The sequence below is a fragment of the Pseudomonas sp. Sample_24 genome (genome assembly GCF_004307605.1).
Taxonomy (GTDB): Bacteria; Pseudomonadota; Gammaproteobacteria; order Pseudomonadales; family Pseudomonadaceae; genus Aquipseudomonas.
The window spans coordinates 22,494-40,310 of the sequence record NZ_RCNW01000247.1 but is presented as its reverse complement, the minus strand read 5'-3'; the positions used below and the strand labels follow the sequence as shown (position 1 = coordinate 40,310).

Genomic DNA, 17,817 nt, shown 5'->3' with positions numbered 1-17,817 from the left:
CAGAGGTGAACCTCAACCTTCCTCGACATTATCAATGTGCTTGAACCGCTCGATCAGAAAGTCGATCAGGCTGCGTACCCGCGCTGACAAATGCAGCTGCTGCGGGTACACCGCATACACATCGGCCCGGGTCGGCGTCTGGTCTTCCAGCACCAGGCGCAAGCGGCCACTGCGCACATAACGGGCGATGTCCCACTCCGCCCGAAGCAGGATGCCATGCCCATCCAGCGCCCAATTCAGCGCTACCTCTCCATCGTTGCAGCCAAGGGCGCCATGCACTTTGATGTTTTCCGTGTGACCGCCGTTGGTGAAGCTCCAGACGCCATAGGGTGATTCGTTCTGGCGGATGAAAATGCAGTTGTGGTGCTGCAGCTCCGCGAGTTTTTGCGGGGTGCCGTACTTGTCCAGGTACAGCGGCGAGGCACATAGCAAGCGCCGGTTGGAGGCGATCTTGCGCGCGTGGAAAGCGGCATCCGGCAAGGTGCCGAAGCGAATCCCCAGATCGAAGCCGTGGGTGGTCAGGTCCAGCGGGTGGTCGCTGATCTCCAGTTGGATTTCCACTTCGGGATAGCGGGTGTAGAACGCGGCGAGGGCAGGGCCGATATGCCGTCGGCCGAAGCCCAGCGAAGCATTGACCCGAATCAGCCCCTTGGGCGTGGCCCGGCTGCTGCTCACCAACTGTTCGAGCTCGTTGATCTGGGTGAGGATGCGCGCGGCCTGGGAGAAATACAGCTCGCCCTCGGACGTCAGGCTCATCGAGCGCGTGGTGCGGTTGACCAGGCGAATACCCAACCGGGCTTCCAGCGCCGTCAGGCGTTTGCTCACTGCCGGTGGGGTGATACCCAGCTCCCGGGCGGTGGCGGCAAGGCTGCCTTTGTTGGCCAACAGGTAAAAAAACGATAAATCCAGGGTCTGGTTCATTCGTAACTCAAAGTTATTTATGTAGTGATTTTGAGGAACTCACAGCTATTTGTTCACTACATATACTCCGCTCACACCCCGCCTGAACAGCGGGAACAACAAGAAATCGATGAGAGTGGAGTCAACAATGAGCGCATACAAAATTGCTGCAGTACCCGGTGACGGCATTGGTGTGGAAGTGATCGCCGCAGGCGTCGAGGTACTGCAGGCCCTGTCGAAAAAAACCGGCTTCGAACTGGATTTCAAACATTTCGACTGGAACTCCGACAACTACCTGAAGAACGGCTACTACATTCCCGAAGGTGGCCTGGAAGAGCTGAAAACCTTCGACGCGATCTTCTTCGGCGCGGTCGGTGCGCTCAACGTGCCGGATCACATTTCCCTGTGGGGCTTGCGCCTGCCGATCTGCCAAGGGTTCGACCAGTACGCCAACGTACGCCCGGCCCGTGTCCTGCCGGGGGTGAAAAGTCCGCTGCATAACGGTGACCAGATTGACTGGGTCGTGGTGCGCGAGAACTCCGAAGGCGAGTACTCCGGCAACGGCGGTCGTGTGCATCGCGGCTTGCCGGAAGAAGTCGCCACCGAAGTGTCGGTGTTCACCCGGGCCGGGGTCGAGCGCATTCACCGCTTCGCTTTCGAACTGGCGCAAAGCCGCCCACGCAAGCACCTGACCATGGTCACCAAGTCCAACGCCCAGCGCCACGGCATGGTGCTGTGGGACGAAATCTTCTATGAAGTGGCCAAGGATTTTCCGGATGTGAAGATCGACAAGGAACTGGTCGACGCCGTGACCACGCGCATGGTGCTCAAGCCATCGACCCTGGACGTGATCGTCGCCACCAACCTGCACGCCGACATCCTCTCCGACCTGGCTGCCGCGCTGTCCGGCAGCCTGGGTATCGCACCGACCGCCAATCTCAACCCGTCACGCAAGTTTCCTTCGATGTTCGAACCGATCCACGGCTCAGCCTTCGACATCACCGGTAAAGGCGTAGCCAACCCGATCGCGACGTTCTGGACCGCGGCCATGATGCTGGAACACCTGGGTGAGGTCGCCGCGGCCAAACACTTGATGTCAGCCATCGAAGCGGTGACCGAAAGCGGTCTGCACACCCCGGACCTCGGCGGCAACGCCACCACCCGCCAGATCACCGACGCGGTACTCGCGCTGATCAACCGCTGATCTTTCCCGGCGATTCAAAGTAGTACTGCGGCACAACGCCAAGGGGCGGATCGGTGGATCCGACCCCTGGGCATTTCCTGACAACAATAAAAAATCAGGGCCCTGTCATGAAAAGAATACTTGGCAAACTCTACGTACAAGTGCTCATCGCGGTGATCCTCGGCGCCATCGTCGGGGTGTTCGTTCCCGAAACCGGAACGGCGCTCAAACCCCTGGGCGATGCGTTCATCAAACTGATCAAAATGCTCCTTGCACCGGTGATCTTCCTGACCGTGGTCACGGGCATCGCCCGCATGGAAAACATGAAGGAACTGGGGCGCGTCGGCTTTCGCGCGTTGCTGTATTTCGAGGTGGTGTCGACGCTGGCACTGGTGGTCGGCCTGGTGGTGGTCGATGTGTTCAAGCCCGGCGCGGGCATGAACATCGATGTCGCGACGCTCGACACCTCCAGTCTGGCCACCTACACCTCGGCGGTGAAACACGCTTCGTTCATGGACTTCGTCATGAACATCATCCCCGACACCATTGTCGACGCCTTCGCCAAGGGCAACGTACTGCAGATCTTGCTCTTTTCGATCCTGCTCGGCATCGCCCTGGCGCATGTCGGGCCGCGCGGCAAAGTCTTTGTCGATACGCTGGACAGCCTGATGCAGGGCATGTTTCGCATCGTCAACATGGTCATGCGCCTGGCACCGATCGGCGCATTTGGTGCAATCGCGTTTACCATCGGCAAGTACGGTTTCGGCTCGCTGTTCTCCTTGGGCAAACTGATGGCCTGCGTGTACCTGACCTGTGCCGTGTTCGTGATCTTTGTTCTCGGCCCGATCTGCCGCTACAGCGGGTTCAGCCTGTGGAAGTTCCTCAAGTTCATCAAGGAAGAACTGTTCACCGTGCTGGGTACCAGCTCTTCGGAATCGGTACTGCCGCAGATGATTTCCAAGATGGAAAAGGCTGGTGTATCAAAACCCGTGGCCGGGATGATCATCCCCTCCGGTCTGACCTTCAACCCGGACGGGCAGGCGATCTATTACACCATCGCCGCGATCTTCATCGCCCAGGCGACCAACACGCCACTGACCCTGACCGACCAATTGATCGTCCTGGCGGTGCTGATGTTCACTTCCAAGGGCTCGGCGGGGGTCACCGGTTCCGGCTTCATCATTCTGGCGGCCACGTTGTCGTCCCTCGGGACCATTCCAGTGGCGGGGATGGTGTTGCTGCTGGGTGTCGACCGTTTCATGTCGGAAGCGCGGGCGATCACCAACACCATAGGTAATGGCGTCGGCACCATGGCGATCGCCAAATGGGTCGGAGCGCTGGACACGGTGAAAATGCACAAGGCCTTGAATGGTGAGGTTGAGGTGGAAAAGCCTGAGGCTGTGTTTGCGCCATCTGCAATGACGACTGAACCGATGTTGCCGAAATTGAAGGAAGCGTCTCGGGTGTAGGCCGGGTCAAGCGGGGTGTCAGGCACCAGCGATGCTGAATGTCGTGACGCCATCGCGGGCAAGCCATGCCCCTACAGGATTAGGGGTATGGTCTGGAACCTGCGCTGTCCACGTCCAGCGCCAAGGGCTAAACTGCGGCGATAACCAAAATAACGACGTGACCTGCCTTGTATGAAAATCCACCCATTACCGCCACTCAACAGTCTGGTCGCGTTTGAAGCGGCGGCGCGTCATTTGAGTTTCACCTTGGCTGCCCATGAGTTGAACGTGACGCAAGGTGCAATCAGTCGACAGGTTCGTTTGCTGGAAGACTATCTGGGCAAGGTTCTGTTCGAGCGGACCACTCGTACGATTCAACTGAGCCCGGCAGCCAGTCAGTACTATGAAACGGTGCGTGCGGCGTTGATGCAGGTGGCGCAGGCCACCGGTGAGATTCGCCATTGGCAGGGCGCCGAACAGGTGACGGTCGCCACCAGTACCGCAATGGCCTCGTTGTGGCTTTTGCCTAAAGTGACCGAGTTTCAGCGGGAGAACGAAGAGATCGACCTGCGGATCATCGCCCATGATCAGGTCAAGGATTTCTCCCGGCTCGATTGCGACCTGGCGCTGTATTACTGCAAGACACCGCCTAGGGACATGCAGGTCACGCCGTTGTTTTCCGAAGAGGTTTACCCGGTTTGCAGCCCGGCCTATCTTGCCAAGCATCCCGCCTTGAATACCCCTGAAGACCTGGCAGCCTGCACCTGGCTGTTTCTCGACGACCCGCAACGGGACTGGATCGGCTGGCCGGAATGGTTCCACAGCCAGGGCCTGAAAAAGGTCGAACCGAAACGCCGGATCAATATCAACAGTTACTCGATGCTGATCCAGTCGGCGATCAGCGGGCAGGGCATAGCGCTGGCCTGGTCCAACCTTGTCGATGATCACCTGCACAGTGGCGCACTCATCCGACCGCTCGATACGGTATTGAGAACCGATGCGCAATTCTGTTTGCTGGAGCCCTTGGCCCGTGGCGGGATGCGCCAGAGCGTTAAACGTTTCCGCAGCTGGTTGTTGAACCAGCTTCCGCCAGCGGAGGACGTCCTGTAACGCCGTCAACGGGGTCGAATTTCAATCTGAATCGCCCGGCATTTCGATGCCGGGCGATTTTTTTTGCCCCGGGAAAATGCTCGCAAGCGTAAAAACATACGCTCGATATTTATGACAATAAGTCATGAATCGCGCCGGAAATATCGTTTGTCGAGACCCACCCTGTTTTCCCAAACTTGCCGCCAGCGGACCCTGGCCAACGAGCCTGCCGATCATTCAATACCGTGCCCAGCAGGGGAGAACAATAATGAGCACCATCCAACAAATTCCTGTGCATCACCTGGAAACCGTCCTCAATCCGATCCACGAAGCGACCGGCCTGAGCAACGAGTTCTACACCGAGCAACGTTACTTCGAACTCGAGCGCGATCAGGTCCTGGGCAAGACCTGGGCCTGCGTTGGTTTCGCCAGCGACCTGGGCAAGGCCGGTTCGGTCAAGCCCATCGACTTCATGGGCTTGCCATTGTTGCTAATGCGTAACCGCGAAGGCCTGGTGCAGGTGTTCCACAACGTGTGCAGTCACCGCGGCATGAAGTTGGTGGAAGAGGCCGGTGAAGTGCAGGGCGTGATTCGCTGCCCTTACCACTCCTGGACTTACGACCTTAACGGCGGGCTGCGCGGAACGCCGCACGTCGGCGGCATCGACCAGCACAAAGACGAGCGCTTCGCCTGTGAAAAACATGGCTTGAAAGCCATCCGCAGCGCGATCTGGATGGACATGGTGTTCATCAACCTGTCCGGCGATGCGCAGCCGCTGGAAGACATGCTGGCGCCGTTGACCCAACGCTGGACCCAGTTCCTCGGTGAAGACGGCATGAGCTTGATGCGCCGTCGCCCGGGCCACGACGCCACCACCCTGGACATCAATTGCAACTGGAAACTGGCGGTCGAGAACTACTGCGAGGCTTATCACTTGCCGTGGGTTCACCCGAGCCTGAACTCCTACTCACGCCTGGAAGACCACTACAACATCATTTTTGACCAACACTTCGCCGGCCAGGGCAGCTACGCCTACAACCTTTCGGACGTCGCCGGTACGCACTTGCCGACATTCCCGGGCTGGCCGCTGGACCGTCTGAAGAATGCCGAGTACGTCGCGTTCTTCCCTAACGTATTGCTCGGCATCCAGGCTGACCATGCCTTCGCCATGCAGCTTGAGCCGGTTGCACCGGGACGCACCATCGAGCACTTGCGCCTGTTCTATGTTGGCGACGAAGCCGCCAGCAGCGACGAGTTCAGTGCCTGCCGCGAGGCGATTCTGGAGTCCTGGAAAGTGGTGTTCGCCGAAGACATCAGCTCGGTCGAAGGCATGCAGAAAGGCCGGCATTCCCCTGGCTACAAGGGTGGCGCGTTCTCACCGGAAATGGACATCCCGACGCATTTCTTCCACCAGTGGGCCGCACGTCAGTTGCTTGCCACCACGCCGTCCGCCTGAGGAGAGGTCCATGTATCCGATCGCCTCTCACTGGCTCAACTATATCGACGGGCAATGGAGCGACAGCGTCCAGCGCCTGACGGTCAACAACCCCGGCACCGCTGAGCCGGTCGCGACTATCGCCCAGGCCACCGTGGCCGATGCCGAGCGTGCGTTGCTGGCCGCTCGCCGCTGCGCCGACAGCGGCGTACTGACTCGCGCTCGTCCGGCGCAACGCGTGACCTGGCTACTGCGCATTGCCGAGGAAATCCGCGCCGTGGCGGACGAGGGCGCCTGGGTGCTGTGCCAGGAAAACGGCAAGCGCCTGAGCGACGCCAAAGACGAGTTCATCGAAGCCGCGCGCTACTTCGAGTATTACGCTGGCATGGCGGACAAGATCGAGGGCACCTCGATCCCGTTGGGCAATGGTTACATGGACTTCACCCTGTACGATCCGATGGGTGTCTCGGCGCAGATCGTGCCGTGGAATTTCCCGGTGTCGATTTGTGCCCGCTCGCTGGCGCCGGCACTGGCGGCGGGCAACGCGGTGGTGATCAAGTCCCCCGAACTTTCGCCACTGGGCATGTGCGTGCTGATCCGCGCCATCGCCAAGGCCGGTTTGCCCGATGGGGCGGTCAACCTGATTTGCGGCCGTGGTCGCGAGGTCGGTTCGTATCTGGTCAGCCATCGTAGTGTCGACCAGATCGTGTTCACTGGCTCCGTGCCAACCGGCCAGTCGATTCTGCGCGACGCCGCACAGCATGCGATTCCGAGCATCATGGAGTTGGGTGGCAAGTCGGCCGCCATTGCCTTCGCCGATGCCGATCGCGAGCAATTGCTGGCGAGCGTTCAGTCAGGGATTTTCTTCAATGCCGGCCAGGTGTGTTCGGCGATGTCGCGGTTGCTGGTGCAGCGCGAGATTTATGAAGAAGTGGTCGAGGCAGTCGTTGCCATGGCCGAAGGCCTCAGCGTTGGCGTAGGCCAGGATAACGCCGACCTCACGCCGGTCGTCAGCGCCGGGCAACTGGCGGGCATCGAGGCGTTGTGCCGGCGAGCGATGGAAGACGGCGCCGTGGCGGTTACCGGTGGCGAAGCGTTTGCCGACCGAGCCGGACATTTCATGCGCCCGACGGTGTTCCGCGACGTCACTGCCGACATGTGCATCGCCCAGGAGGAAGTGTTCGGGCCAGTGCTGGCGATCATGCCTTTCGACACCGAAGAAGAAGCCATCGCGATTGCCAACGGCACCGAGTTCGGCCTGGTGGCCGGGGTGTTCACCCAGGACATCAGCCGTGCCATGCGCTGCACGCGTCAACTGAAATCCGGCCAGGTGTTCGTCAACGAATGGTACGCCGGCGGCATCGAAACGCCGTTCGGCGGCGTCGGCTTGTCGGGCTTCGGTCGCGAGAAGGGTCAGGAAGCCTTGTACAGCTACGTGCGCACCAAGAACGTAGCGATCCGGATTGCTGGGGAGTGAACGGCATGTTCAAGACTTGGCTTTGCATCGTTTGCGGTCTGATCTACGACGAGGCGCTGGGCTGGCCGGAAGATGGCATCCTTGCCGGCACGCGCTGGGAGGATGTTCCCCAGGATTGGGTCTGCCCCGAATGCCACGTCGGCAAGGCAGACTTCGAGATGCTCGATATCAGTGAACACACGCAGGCGGTCACCGCTGTCAGCGCACCGCCACCAGCGGTGGCGACGCCTGTGGTGGCTGCGGTAACGCGCCAGCCGATCGTCATCATCGGCAGCGGCTATGCCGGTTACGGCCTGGCCCAGGCGCTGCGCAAGGCAGATCCCAAGGTCGAGATCCGCGTGCTGACGCAAGAGTCCGGGCACCTGTACTCGAAACCGGCACTGTCGATCGGTTTGTCCCAGGGCAAAAGCGCCGAGGCGTTGTCCGGTGAATCGCCGCTGGCCATCGAACAGCGTTTGAACATCCGCGTGTACCCGCACTGCAAGGTGCTGGGCATCGACAGTTCGACACGACGCTTGCGCACCAGCTTCGGTGAAATGGCTTACGGCCAGTTGGTGCTTGCCAGCGGTGCGCAACCGATTCGCTTGCCGATCCAGGGCGATAGCTCAGCGCTGATCAGCGTCAATAATTTGCAGGATTACCACGGCTTTCGTGAGCGCCTGACCGGTGTGCGCCGTGTCGCGATCCTGGGGGATGGGTTGATTGGTTGCGAGTTTGCCAATGACTTGGCCCACAACGGTTTCAGCGTTGATGTCATCGGTCTGGGGCGTTGGCCGATGGAGCGTCTGTTGCCGGCCGAGGCCGGGCAGGTGCTGCAAAACGCTTTGAGTGATCTGGGGGTGAAATGGCATCTGCAAAACACCTTGGAAGCCATTGAATCCACGCCTCAAGGTTATCGCCTGCAACTCGCCAATGGCCAAACCCTCGAGGCGGATCTGGTGTTGTCGGCGGTTGGCCTGCGTCCTGACCTGAGCCTGGCAGAGAGTGCCGGTCTGGCGGTTGGACGAGGTATTCAGGTGAATGCTCAGTTGCAAACTTCTGCACCGGGCATCTACGCCTTGGGCGACTGCATCGAGATCGATGGACAACTGCTGCCGTACCTGGCACCGATCAATCAGGGCATTCAGGCGTTGAGCAAGACATTGCTCGGGCAATCCACGGCTGTCGACTACCCGTTGATGCCGGTGACGGTGAAAACGCCGGCCGCACCGCTGTGCCTGTTGGCGCCTGCCATCGCCAGCGAAGGTGAGTGGCGCTGCACGCCGACCGAAGATGGCTTGAGTGCCGGGTTCTACGACGCGGCGGGCAAGCTCAATGGCTTTGTCCTGCTCGGTCGCCAAGCGCAAACGCAACGCAGCGCATTGCTGCAGTCCTGTCAGCATTCTCAGCAGGCTGTAGCCTGAGGCCCGAACCATGAAAAACATCATCAACCTGCCATTCGATGACACGAGCTGCGGCTGGTATTCAGCATTGCCCGAGCAACCGGCGTGCAAGCGTCTGTCGGGCGAACAGCGTGCGGATTACGCGGTGATTGGCGCGGGCTTCGCCGGCCTTGCCGCCGCCCGTCGCTTGGCCGAACATCATCCCCAGGCGCGTATTCTGCTGGTGGATGCGCAACGGGTCGCCCAGGGTGCCTCGGGGCGCAACTCCGGTTTTGTCATCGACCTGCCGCACAAGTTTGCCCTGGAGCATCCGGACCCTGCGCACAAACAGCGTTTGCTGTCGCTCAACCGCGCCGCTATTTCACAGTTGCAAGGCCTGGTGCAAAACCATGGCATCGATTGCCAATGGTCCCATGCCGGCAAGTATCAGGGCGCCGTCGGTGCACGTGGCCTGGCTTATCTCGATCACTTCGAACGCCTGATGAGTGACCTCGGCGAGCCGTTCCGCAGAGCCGATTCCGCCGAATTGGCGAAGGTCCTGGGCACTGGCCATTACAGTGGCGCGATCTACACGCCTGGCTGCTATCTGATGCAACCGGCGGCGCTGGTGACGGGGCTGGCTCGCTCGTTGCCGGGCAACGTCGAGCTGCTCGAAGAGTCGCCCATCCAGCGTCTGGAACGTGACGGCCGTGGCGGCTGGATTCTGCACGGCACGGCGGGGCTGATTCGCACGCCGCAATTGCTCCTGGGCACCAGCATCTTCACCCAGGAGTTCGGTTATCTGCGCAATCGTCTGCTGCCGGTGATGACCTTCGCCAGCTGGACCCGACCGCTGACCGATGCAGAGCTGGCCATTTATGGCGGCCAGCTGGACTGGGGGCTGACCCCGGCCGATCACGCCGGCACGACGGTGCGCATGACCCAGGATCGTCGGTTGATCATCCGCAACACCTACAAGCACGTGCCCAAGTACGGTCGCAGCACCAGTGATGGCATGCGTTCGAAAGTGCGGGATGCGCACCGCAAGGCATTCCTGGCGCGCTTCCCGCAGCTGGCCGACGTGCCGTTCAGCCATACCTGGGGTGGCGTCTATGCGATCTCGCGCAACTTCACCAACTTCTTCGGTGAGCTGGAGCCGGGTGTTCATGCGTCAGCCTGCGACAACGGTGTCGGTGCCGCGTGGGGCACCATCTCCGGAACGATGCTCGCCGATCTCGCGGTGGGTGCCGACTCGGCACAGTTGAACGATATTCGGGCGGTGACCGGCATGCCGTCGCTCAACCCGCCAGAACCGTTCCTTGGCCTGGGCGTTCGCTCGCGCATTCATCTGGCGGCCTGGAACAGCCGGAGCGAGCTATGAGCCAATTGGCCAAAGGCAAAGGTCCGGTGCTGCGCATCGACCATCACGATCTGGACTTCACCTTCCGTGGTGGTCCGCCCGGCGCCGCTTATGTGGCGCGGGCCATCAGCAACGAAGTCTCGCCGAACATCGGCGTGGGCTTCGCCCGCTGGGAAGGCGCGCAGGTCGCCTGGACGGTGCTCTACGACGAAGTGATTTTCGTCATCGAGGGTTGCTTCGAATTGCGCGTCGGCGACGAGCTGTTTCAAGTCACGCCCGGGCAATTGCTGTGGATACCCGAAGGCACCGAACTGGTGTACGGCGGGCATGCCTTGTTCGGGTATGTGGTGCATCCCGGCAACTGGAAGCAACTTCACGGCTTGGCTTGAGTTGTAAATTATCCGGGGACCGGCACGGTGATAAGACTGACAAAAACTTTCGGTGCGCTGTATCTGGCCAGCTTGCTGATGCAGTTGGGATCGACCTTGCTGATGACCTATCTGGCGCTGCGCCTGAATGCCTTGGGGGCGAGCGAAACCGCAGGTGGTGCGTTGATGGCCGCCAATGCCTTGGGCATGGTGTTGGGCGGCTGGGTCGGACGCAGCTTGATCGCACAGGTCGGGCATATTCGAACCTATGCGGCGTGCGCCGGGCTGATTGCAGCGGCGGTATTGGCCCATGAGTTCAGCACGTCCCTGGCGTTCTGGCTGGTGCTGCGCGGGTTGGTCGGGCTGGCCATGATGTGCCAATTGATGGTGCTGGAAAGCTGGCTCAACGATCAGGCGCGCACCGAGCAGCGCGGCAGTGTGCTGGCGCTGTACATGGTCGCCAGTTACGTCGGGATGATGCTCGGCCAACTGGCCTTGAGTCTCGACGAGGGGCTGGGCATCCGCGCTCTGCTGGGTGTGGCGATGGTATTTGCGCTGTGCTCGGTGCCGGTGGCACTTACTCGCAGTGCACATCCCACGGCGGTGCCCGCTGCCTCGATCGACCTGCGGGTGTTCGTGCGGCGTATTCCGCAGTCTCTGATGACGATTCTGGTGTCCGGCATGATCAACGGCAGCTTCTACGGGCTGGCCGCGATCTATGCGAGCAAACAGGGACTGGAAACGGCGCAGGTCGGCCAGTTCATGGCGTTGACCATCGGCGCGGGCTTGCTGGCTCAGTTGCCGTTGGGCTGGCTCTCGGATCGATTGCCCCGTGCGAGTCTGATTCGCGCGGTGGCAGTTTTGCTGGTGCTCGTCTGCCTGCCGCTGGGCTTCAATCAAGCGCCTTCGTTCGTGACACTGCTGTGGTTCGGTTCGGCGATCGGCTTTTTGCAATTCTGCCTGTATCCGCTCGGTGTAGCGTTGGCCAACGACAACATGGAACCGCAGTTGCGCGTTTCACTGTCGGGCATGCTGTTGATCACCTTTGGCGTCGGCGCCTGTTTCGGACCGCTGATTGCAGGTGTGTTGATGGAATGCTTCGGCACTTCAAGTTTTTACTTTTTCTATGCCGGCAGTGCCGCGCTGCTCGCACTGTGCGTGGGCCAGGCGAAAGTCACGGGCAAGCACCTGCAACAGGACGCGCCGCTTCAACACCCATCGACACCCAACGGCATTGCCAGCTCTAACCTGGTGTCTTTGGCTGACCCCGTAAGTGAGTGCACGGATCGGCGCTGAATGGAGGAAGGAGGAGCGGTTTTATTGATGCGTTTTTCTCATGAGTCGGTGACTAAAAATGGTTTGAACGAAGGTCAGGTTTCAATCATCTTGGCGATGCTGCCAAAACCGAGTTAGACCGGATTAAATCTGCAGATAAACAGCGTGCTGACGTCAGATATCAGGCGATAGCTATGTTGCGGAATACTCTCTAAAACCCTTAAACAAAAACAAAAGGGGAAAACAATGCGTGCGCAATCAGGCATGTTAAAAGGCTTGAACCCGAATGTGACCGTCGCTTCGATATTGGCGGTGATTTCGTTTGTTCTATTTTGTGCATTCAAGGATGAGCAGGCTGCCAAAGCCTTCGAAATGGCTTCGATATTTATCCTGCATAACTTCAAGTGGTATTACCTCGCCTTGATCAGTGGCGTACTCGGTTTGCTGCTGTACATCTCCGTCAGCCGTTTCGGCAATCTCAAACTGGGCGCTGAACACGACCGGCCCGAGTTCAGTTTCGCGTCATGGATCGCCATGCTGTTCAGTGCGGGAATGGGCATCGGTTTGATCTTCTGGTCCGTCGCCGAACCCATGCTGCATTACGCCGACAACCCGTTTTCCAAGGGTTTGACGGACGAGTCGGCCACCCTGGCGATGCGCATCACGCTGTTCCACTGGGGCCTGCACCCATGGGCGATCTTCTCCATGATCGGTTTGAGCCTGGCGTATTTCGCCTACCGTAAAGGTTTGCCGCTGGCGCTTCGTTCGCTGCTGTATCCGCTGATTGGTGACCGCATCTACGGATGGATCGGTCATGTGGTCGATATCATGGGTGTCGTTATTACGGCCTTCGGTGTTTCGCAATCACTCGGCCTGGGCGTTGTACAGATCAATACCGGCCTGCATCAGGTATTCGGTATTCCGGTAAGTGTTGGTTTGCAGTTATCCATTATTCTGTTCGTGAGTATTGTTGCGTGCATTTCGCTACTGGCCGGTTTGTCCAAAGGCATGAAGCGAATCTCGACACTTAATATGTACTTGTCATTCATTTTGATGCTGGCAGTACTTGCCATTGGTCCAACCCGTTACATTCTCAACTTGATGTTTGAATCCACCGGCGACTATGTACAGAACATTGTTGGCCTGAGTTTCTGGATGGACACGCAGAAAGACAGCGAATGGCAAAACTGGTGGACGGCGTTCTACTGGCCGTGGTGGATGACCTGGGGGCCGTTTGTCGGTCTGTTCATTGCGCGAATTTCCAAAGGCCGGACCATTCGTGAACTGGTGATCGGCGCCCTGGTGGTGCCGACCATGGTGACCATTTTGTGGATGTCGGTGTTCGGTGGCGCAGCGCTGAAAAACGAACAACAGGATCGCCAGGCTTATCAGGCATCCGTTGCCAGCCAGGTGGTGGGTCAGGAACAACCGAAGTTCGAAGGCGGCACAGTGCTGCTCGCGACCAAGAAAGAAACCACGGCGGCGATGTTCACGCTGGTCCAGTCACTGGATGGCCCTACTGTTGGCGCCGTTCTGTCGATACTGGTGTGCGTGTTGCTGGGTGTGCACTTCGTCACCACGGCCGATGCCGGAACCCAAGTGTTGTGCACCTTGTGTGCCTTGGGCAGCACCAACCCGCCGAACTGGATCAGGTTGCTCTGGTGCATTCTGGAAGGGGCGATTGCTGCGGGCCTGCTGCTGGCGGGTGGGCTGAAAGCGATTCAGATGGCGAGTATCGCCGCCGGTTTACCGATTGCGATGTTGCTGCTGGTGATGTCGTACACGCTGATTCACAGCCTGCGTAAGGAAATGCCGAGCGTGCCGGCGTGGACGCCAGCGGTGGATCGCGTTCCAGGCCAGGCGGTTGATCAGGCCGAGCGTCGCGACGCACCGTCGAGTGTACCGTTGACTGCCGCATAAACCTGCTGGGTCGCAGCTGCCGAAAAACCGAAACCGTCTGCTCAGGCTGACGGTTTCGGTTTTTGTCTCCTGTCGAAAAGCGCGATTCATGCGCAAGGATTTTGTGGGTCTTGCCCAATCCCGGCGGGCGAAACCTGGCGTTCAGCCTTGGGCAATTGGTCGAGGCGTACCGACAACTGAGGCAGGTTGCGTTCGAGCCGACTCAGTAATTCATCCCGTCATCAATCGCGATGCCCTGCGCTCGCATGGCCTTGATCAGTTCACCACGGGTGCCAGGCAGGTTGAGCATGGTCTTGGCCCGCAAAGTCGCGACTTCTTCGGCGCTGTAGGGCTGGTAATCCTTCGGCACGCTGTTGCCGGCCATGCCGTCTTCACGCATCAGCCAGTTGAGCAAGTCGGCCAATTGCGCGTTGTTCAACGCCGATTGCGACATGCCCGGCACACGTACCAGGAATTCGCGGCCACCGGGCACTTTCAGGAAGTTGCCGACAAAGCCCTTCATCCGTGGTGTGTCGTTGGCGGCGGAACCGCTGCCGTCGCCCAGATGGCAGCCGGCGCATTGCAATTGATAATTCACGCCGACGCTGTAGTTGGCTTCGGCGATGGGCTTTTGCAGTTCTTCGTTGCCCGGTGCGTGGCGCTGGTTGGGATTGGGAATGGCCCGGGCATGGACGAGCGGGGTGGTCATGAGGCAGGCCAGGCTAAGGATGAGCAACTTACGCATGACATCTTCCCTACAGGAGAAAACCGAACCTGTAGGCGCCAGGCTTGCCGGCGAAGGCGTCCATGAGAACGCCTTCGCCGGCAAGCCTGGCTCCTACGAAAAAACACACGCAAAGAATGCCGATTGCACGGGCAATCGGCGGAAATTGCGCTTAAACGGCGACGCCGCGAATGATCGAAACGGTGCAGTGATAAATGTGCGATTTGGCGGCCAGGCACCAGTTCACGTCGTTGTTGTTGAACGGGCGGTAGGCCGGTTCTTCACTGTCGTTACGGGTGCAGGCGCACTGGGCGCAGCTTTGCTTACCGCAGCAGTCGTTGTACGAAATGATGTAGTCCTTGCCATCGGCCGGGTTGCGGCAGGTGCCGATCCAGGTCACTTGCGAGGCTTCGGTGCCCGGTGGACAGGATGTCACCGAACCACCGCAGCAGCTGCACAGGAAGCCGTCGATGGAGCAGTAACGCCAGTAGTCGCAGCTGTTCGGGTCACCAGGGTCGCCGGCTTTCGGGTCAGTGGCGGCCAGCGCCTTGCTGGTGCGATCCAGTGGCAACAGCAGGGGCAGGGCGGCACCGGCCACCATCAGCGAGCCCATGCGCGCCAGCAATTTGCGGCGTGAGGTGGTGTCGGCAACACGGCGCGTCGAGCGCTCGAACAACAGATCCAGCAGTTTCATGAAGGTCTCCCTGCCTTAATCAGTGGCTATGGCCGTGGCTGTGGTCATGCGCGTGGTCGTGGGGCTGAGCATTGAGGTACTGCTGCAGCGTCGCGTGTTTCAAGTGTTCAACCTCGAACAGGCTGTCCAGGTGCTCGCGGGAATTGACCAGGCCCTTGGCGCGCAGGGTGCCGGACTGGTCGATCAGCGCGGCGTATGGCAGCTTGCCGATCTGATAGGTCATGCCCACTTCCGGACCGACCACGTAGGTGGCGTCTTCCAGTTTGTGCTCGCGGATCAGTGCTTGCTGGGCGTCCATGTCGCCGTCGCTGACGAACACCACGTCGAGGGTGCCGGCCTTTTCCCTGGCGATGGATTTGATCGCCGGCAGCAAGGATTTGCAGATCGGGCAGGTCGGCGAGAGGAAGAACAGCAGTTGTGATTTTTCCCCGGCGTAGCCGAAGTTCACCGGGCGACCCTTACGGTCAGCGGCGGTGATTTGCGGTGCGGCTTCGTTGACGGCCACGCCTTTGTCGACCATCAGCGCGCCGGCCGGGGCGAGACGACCATGCAGCACACCGATCTGACGGACCAGGCCCATGACGACAAACGCCACGGCCACCAGCAACACCCAGAGCAGAACGTTGGAAACTATCAAGCCTTCCATTTTGATTACCTACCAATCAATTTGAGCAGAAGAGGGGAGTTCGCCAGCAGGCCATCGGCCGCGGCGTAGATGAGCAGCGCGACAGCGGCGGCGGCCACGGTCACGAAGCCATCGAACACAGTCATGTCGCGCACCACCGGCGCCACGCTGGCCAACAGCGCCAGCGCCACCAGCACGCTGTTACGCAGCAGCAGGACCGGACGCAACGGTTGCGCCTGGTCTGGCCCGGCACAACCGCAGTCGATGTCGCGGCGGCCGCGCCACAGGTTGATGCCGATAGCGGCGGCGTACAGCGCCAGCAGGCTGGCCGCACTGAACGCCGCCCAGCCCCGGCTGAACGAGACCAGCAGTGCGAAAGCGATGGCCAGTTCCAGCAGCGGAATCAACCGTGCGCTCGGGCGTACCAGCGCCGCTGGCAGCAATTGATAGTCCGCCAGCTGCTTGGCGAAGCGCGCCGGTGCCCGCAGCTTGTGGGTCGCTGCACTGGCCAGCAGCGCCGAAATGGCGAGTGCGCTGGCAATGATGAAGATCGGATCTGATTGCATGGCCGAACCTCGTTCAGTAGCTCATGACCTGAGTCGCGGTCTTCGCGACTTTTGCCATGCTGCCGGTGTGCTTGTTGGTTTTGAGATCGAAAATCTGCAAGCCACCTTCAACGTCGGTGCCCAGCAATAGCGGCTTGTCGTCACCGGTTGCCTGCATGCTCCACACCGGTGCCGGGGCTTCCAGGGTGGCGATTTTCTTCAGGGTCTTGAGGTCATAGGCCCAGATGAAAGTGCTCGGGTCTTCCCACTTCATCGGTTCGTGAGCGTCGTGCATCAGCACGTACAAGCGGTTCAGTTTCGGCGCGACGGCCATCAGCTGCCAGCCACCCGGTGCCCAGCCGGCTTTCTTTTCCTCGTCGGTGGTCAGCGACCAGCTCGGCAGGATTTTTGGCGTGTCACCGGAGAAGTCCACGGCGCGCACAGTGCCAGTCGTGGTGGTGAAGTAGTAGGTGTCACCGACGTTGACCGCACGCTCCACCAGTTTCTCGGCATTCGGATCGAAGAATGGCGTGCGGTTGCGCGCTGTTTCCTGGCCCTGGTCGTTGATCGTCACCACTTGCAGGCTGCCGTCGCCGCACAGTGAGGCAAAGCGGCGTTTGCCGACCGGGTAGTTGAGCACGCAACCAGGGATTGCGATTTCGGTCGCGACGGCCTTGGTCTGGGTGTCGACCACCGTCACCGAGGTCGACGGGGTGAAGTTGTAGACGTAGACAAAACGGTCATCGCCGCTGGTCTTCAGGCCGTAGCGCTGGGTCAGCGACTCGGCGCGCTTGTTCGGAATCAGCACTTCCCAGGCCGGCGACAGGGTCGAGCTGTCCCAAGCGGTCAACACGTCGGTGCGGGTGCCACGGGTGCCACGGGAGTACCAGATGTCGGCGCTGTAGATCAGCTTGCCGTCATGGCTCAGGGTCGAAGGCGCGGCGAATCCGGTTGGCACCATGCCCAGCACGCGTTTCTGATCCGGGTCGACCACGGTGACACGGCCGGCGACAAAGCTTTCGAACTCGACATCGACGACAAACGCGCGGTGCGGTTCAGCGGGGAACGCCAAGGTGGTCTGGCCGATGCCGGTGTCGGCGGGCAGGTCCGCACGGGCACTGTTCAAACCGAGTACAAGCAGGCTCAGGCCTAGCGCTGACTGTACGGAGATCCTGTTTGTTCGCATAAGGGGAACTTCCTGAATTGTTGGTAACGCGGATCGCGGGTGAGTGGGCAGATTCTGACAACTCAATAGTGCCTCGCCCGCCAACCCCGGGAATTGCCCTGCCTGCCAAGTGTTTGTGTATCTGTGCCAGTGTCACAGTGGCGAGGGCGCTTGCTCCCGCTGGGCTGTGAAGCAGCCGCCAAACTGGTGCAGGCGATGGAAGGTTTTACGATTGCTGCGCAATCGAACGGGAGCGAGCTCCCTCGCCA

The 17,817-nt window shown here is 60.2% G+C and carries 16 protein-coding genes and 2 pseudogenes; 12 read left to right on the top strand and 6 right to left on the bottom strand.

From position 1 onward, the window contains the following. Positions 1–12 precede the first annotated feature (12 nt). Positions 13–921 (bottom strand): LysR family transcriptional regulator, encoded by a 909-nt coding sequence (locus D8V06_RS13895; protein ID WP_130931142.1) that lies wholly within the window; start codon positions 919–921, stop codon positions 13–15. 127 nt (positions 922–1,048) lie between these two features. On the opposite strand from D8V06_RS13895, the gene D8V06_RS13890 reads away from it, so the two are divergent. From D8V06_RS13890 to D8V06_RS30855, 12 genes and pseudogenes are all read left to right on the top strand, one after another. Further along, on the top strand, positions 1,049–2,104 hold the full coding sequence (locus tag D8V06_RS13890; RefSeq protein WP_130908247.1) for a tartrate dehydrogenase: 1,056 nt from the start codon (positions 1,049–1,051) through the stop codon (positions 2,102–2,104). Positions 2,105–2,211: 107 nt separating this feature from the next. Then, positions 2,212–3,552 carry a dicarboxylate/amino acid:cation symporter gene (locus D8V06_RS13885; protein ID WP_056853774.1) on the top strand — a complete coding sequence of 447 codons (1,341 nt, stop codon included), beginning with the start codon at positions 2,212–2,214 and terminating at the stop codon, positions 3,550–3,552. A 171-nt stretch (positions 3,553–3,723) separates the two neighbouring features. Next, the gene (locus D8V06_RS13880; protein ID WP_056853773.1) at positions 3,724–4,641 is read left to right on the top strand and encodes a LysR substrate-binding domain-containing protein; all 918 of its coding nucleotides are present in this window, start codon (positions 3,724–3,726) and stop codon (positions 4,639–4,641) included. A gap of 247 nt (positions 4,642–4,888) precedes the next feature. Next, positions 4,889–6,076, top strand: a complete 1,188-nt coding sequence (locus D8V06_RS13875) for an aromatic ring-hydroxylating dioxygenase subunit alpha (RefSeq protein WP_177336564.1) — start codon at positions 4,889–4,891, stop codon at positions 6,074–6,076. A 10-nt stretch (positions 6,077–6,086) separates the two neighbouring features. Continuing rightward, on the top strand, positions 6,087–7,532 hold the full coding sequence (locus D8V06_RS13870; protein ID WP_130931141.1) for an aldehyde dehydrogenase family protein: 1,446 nt from the start codon (positions 6,087–6,089) through the stop codon (positions 7,530–7,532). Positions 7,533–7,537: 5 nt separating this feature from the next. Continuing rightward, positions 7,538–7,702: pseudogene (locus D8V06_RS30860) on the top strand (rubredoxin); the annotation flags it as partial. Next, the gene (locus tag D8V06_RS13865) at positions 7,691–8,935 is read left to right on the top strand and encodes an FAD-dependent oxidoreductase (protein WP_236708435.1); all 1,245 of its coding nucleotides are present in this window, start codon (positions 7,691–7,693) and stop codon (positions 8,933–8,935) included. The pseudogene D8V06_RS30860 and the gene D8V06_RS13865, both read left to right, overlap by 12 nt. A gap of 10 nt (positions 8,936–8,945) precedes the next feature. Then, the gene (locus tag D8V06_RS13860) at positions 8,946–10,274 is read left to right on the top strand and encodes an FAD-dependent oxidoreductase (RefSeq protein ID WP_130931140.1); all 1,329 of its coding nucleotides are present in this window, start codon (positions 8,946–8,948) and stop codon (positions 10,272–10,274) included. Further along, positions 10,271–10,642 carry an ethanolamine utilization protein EutQ gene (locus D8V06_RS13855; RefSeq protein ID WP_130931139.1) on the top strand — a complete coding sequence of 124 codons (372 nt, stop codon included), beginning with the start codon at positions 10,271–10,273 and terminating at the stop codon, positions 10,640–10,642. Before D8V06_RS13860 ends, D8V06_RS13855 begins: the two co-directional genes overlap by 4 nt. Positions 10,643–10,669: 27 nt before the next feature. Beyond that, positions 10,670–11,917, top strand: coding sequence for an MFS transporter (locus D8V06_RS13850; protein ID WP_177434422.1), 1,248 nt, complete (start codon positions 10,670–10,672; stop codon positions 11,915–11,917). A 225-nt stretch (positions 11,918–12,142) separates the two neighbouring features. Further along, entirely contained in the window at positions 12,143–13,816 is a 1,674-nt protein-coding gene (locus tag D8V06_RS13845) for a BCCT family transporter (protein ID WP_056853769.1), read from the top strand. A 101-nt stretch (positions 13,817–13,917) separates the two neighbouring features. Continuing rightward, positions 13,918–14,025 (top strand): annotated as a pseudogene (locus D8V06_RS30855) (G/U mismatch-specific DNA glycosylase); the annotation flags it as partial. On the opposite strand, the gene D8V06_RS13835 reads toward D8V06_RS30855, so the two are convergent. The 5 genes from D8V06_RS13835 to D8V06_RS13815 form a co-directional block, all read right to left on the bottom strand. Next, positions 14,019–14,540, bottom strand: coding sequence for a hypothetical protein (locus D8V06_RS13835; RefSeq protein ID WP_056853768.1), 522 nt, complete (start codon positions 14,538–14,540; stop codon positions 14,019–14,021). The pseudogene D8V06_RS30855 and the gene D8V06_RS13835 overlap by 7 nt on opposite strands. Positions 14,541–14,691: 151 nt before the next feature. Further along, the gene (locus tag D8V06_RS13830; RefSeq protein WP_056853767.1) at positions 14,692–15,213 is read right to left on the bottom strand and encodes a methylamine dehydrogenase light chain; all 522 of its coding nucleotides are present in this window, start codon (positions 15,211–15,213) and stop codon (positions 14,692–14,694) included. Between the two features lie 19 nt (positions 15,214–15,232). Next, positions 15,233–15,859: a methylamine dehydrogenase accessory protein MauD gene (gene mauD / locus D8V06_RS13825; protein WP_056853766.1), complete on the bottom strand. Its 627-nt coding sequence runs from the start codon at positions 15,857–15,859 to the stop codon at positions 15,233–15,235. Positions 15,860–15,864: 5 nt separating this feature from the next. After that, complete coding sequence (locus D8V06_RS13820) at positions 15,865–16,404, bottom strand: MauE/DoxX family redox-associated membrane protein (RefSeq protein WP_130908243.1); 540 nt, start codon at positions 16,402–16,404, stop codon at positions 15,865–15,867. A 13-nt stretch (positions 16,405–16,417) separates the two neighbouring features. After that, positions 16,418–17,569 (bottom strand): amine dehydrogenase large subunit, encoded by a 1,152-nt coding sequence (locus D8V06_RS13815; protein WP_130903699.1) that lies wholly within the window; start codon positions 17,567–17,569, stop codon positions 16,418–16,420. Positions 17,570–17,817 lie beyond the last annotated feature (248 nt).